This window comes from Nocardiopsis sp. N85, assembly GCF_028882275.1.
Lineage (GTDB): Bacteria > Actinomycetota > Actinomycetes > Streptosporangiales > Streptosporangiaceae > Nocardiopsis > Nocardiopsis lambiniae.
The window spans coordinates 1-1,783 of the sequence record NZ_JARBUT010000039.1; the positions used below are offsets into that span (position 1 = coordinate 1).

1 protein-coding gene and 1 pseudogene are annotated in these 1,783 nt (G+C 71.5%); both read right to left on the reverse strand.

Features of this window, described 5'->3' with window-relative positions; all coding sequences use genetic code 11:
- A pseudogene (locus PWG71_RS28570) lies at nucleotides 1–436 on the reverse strand (ribonucleoside-diphosphate reductase subunit alpha); the annotation flags it as partial.
- A gap of 713 nt (nucleotides 437–1,149) precedes the next feature.
- The gene (locus PWG71_RS28575) at nucleotides 1,150–1,713 is read right to left on the reverse strand and encodes a hypothetical protein (RefSeq protein ID WP_274813180.1); all 564 of its coding nucleotides are present in this window, start codon (nucleotides 1,711–1,713) and stop codon (nucleotides 1,150–1,152) included.
- Nucleotides 1,714–1,783 lie beyond the last annotated feature (70 nt).

Sequence of the window (1,783 nt, forward strand, 5' to 3'; positions counted from 1 at the left end):
CCAGGTCGAACTTGGCCAGGGCCGGGTCGAGCTGGCCCAGGTCGATGCCGCGGCCGACGTAGGCGCCCAGGTAGGAGGCGTAACGCCCGCCCATCTCGGACTGGGTGGCGGCGTCGGAGACGCCGCTGATGAAGGTCAGGGCCTCGCGTCGCAGCTTGTCCAGCAGCAGGCGCGCGGCGACGTAGGAGTAGTCCGGGTCGACCTCGACATAGCTGCGGGCGGCCATGATGAGCGCCAGCTCGACCTCGGAGTCGGGGATGCCGGGGTAGAGGCCGCGGCGGGCCTCGACCAGGACCTTCTCCGCCGAAACACCGGAAAGCCGCGCACAGGCCTCGGTCACGACGTGCTCGATCCGGTCGAGGGCGGTGGGGGGCGCGCCCTCGGTGGTCGGCTCGGGCCGAACGGATGCGGGCACGGCCTCGACGTCAAGGGTCATACAGCGGCTCCAACCTCGATAGAAGAAGTCCCGGCGGGGTGGGGACGGTGGCTACAGGCTCGCGCTGCGCTCACCGTGCGGCCGCAGCACCGGGTGCGTACGGTCGTCGATCGGTGTGTCACGCGGGTCGCCCTCTCCCAAAGCCCCCGGTCGTACTAGCGCTTGCGCGCCGGTCCCCGGCCCTCGTTCGCGCGGTCCGGTGGGGCACCGGGATCTCGGGGGTCCCGGGTGTTCTCACAGCGGTCGCGTTCCACTCGGCCGGCAGGGTCGCTCCCGGAGTCCCTCCGGGTCGCCTGTCACCCTGAGGGGTGAAGCACCAGCGGGACAGATACTACATCTAGGGGCCTACGCTAGGAACCACCGCAAGATAATGGCGTGTCGCTGTTTTCTCATATTCTTCGACGGCCGTCGAACATGCCCTGAGGGCGTGGTATGGGGGCCGTATCGGGGCACGTGGAACGGCATCGCCCGCCCCGCGGCGAGGGGGCGTGGCCAGCCTAGGACTCCCGTGGAGCGATCCGTGCCCGCGCCGGCCGCCGGGGAAGGCCGACGGGCGTCGGATCGCCCTCGTCGCCCGGCCTGAGAGGCCGGAGGAACCTGGTGTACCCGGTCCGGCGACGGGGGCCGCACGGGGCGCCACAGGGTCTCTGAGCGACCTCGGTCACCCGCGTCCCGGGCGTGTCGCACACGCACCGCGCGACACGTCGCGAAACTCACTCCTCGTCGAGGCGGCGATCCAGATCGTCCTCGGGCAGCCCCAGGTCGGCCCGGATCCGGAAACGGATCCGCAGCAACTCCCAGAGCAGGTCCCGAACGTAGGGCGTGAGGTCGCGGTGCAGGAAACGGCGCGCCCCCTCGGTCGCCCACCGCTCGGCGCCCGCCAGGTCGTCGTGGGCGTACAGGGCCTCGGAGACGTGGAGGTACGTCTGAAGGCCGCGCGGTTCCTCGCTCCGCAACCGGTCGAGCTGGGCGTGGGCCCGCTCGATCTCGTCGAGCTGGAGCAGGGCGCCCGCGCTGAGGGCCCGCGCGTCGATGACCGTGGGGCCGCCGTCGTCGATCGCCCGCTGGTACGCGGCGCAGGCGCGCTCGTACTCCTGGGCGATCTCCCACTGCTCCCCCGCGCGGACGAACAACTCCGCACGCGAGATCTCGCTCCCGGCGTCGACCCGGTTGGCCAGGTCGAGGAGCCGGGCGGCGACCTCACCGTGTTCACCGGACCGCACGGCGTGGAACTCCAGACGGTCGAGTTCCGCCGTCGTCACGCGGGTCACCCGCATCGGCCCATCCACCTTCCGCACTCGCACACGGCGCTAGTGTCTGGCCCGCTCCAACGCCTGCCAGAACCCT

Excerpts from the sequence above, each read along its gene's own strand:
- PWG71_RS28575 (WP_274813180.1), bottom strand. The coding sequence starts at position 1,713 with ATGCGGGTGACCCGCGTGACGACGGCGGAACTCGACCGTCTGGAGTTC.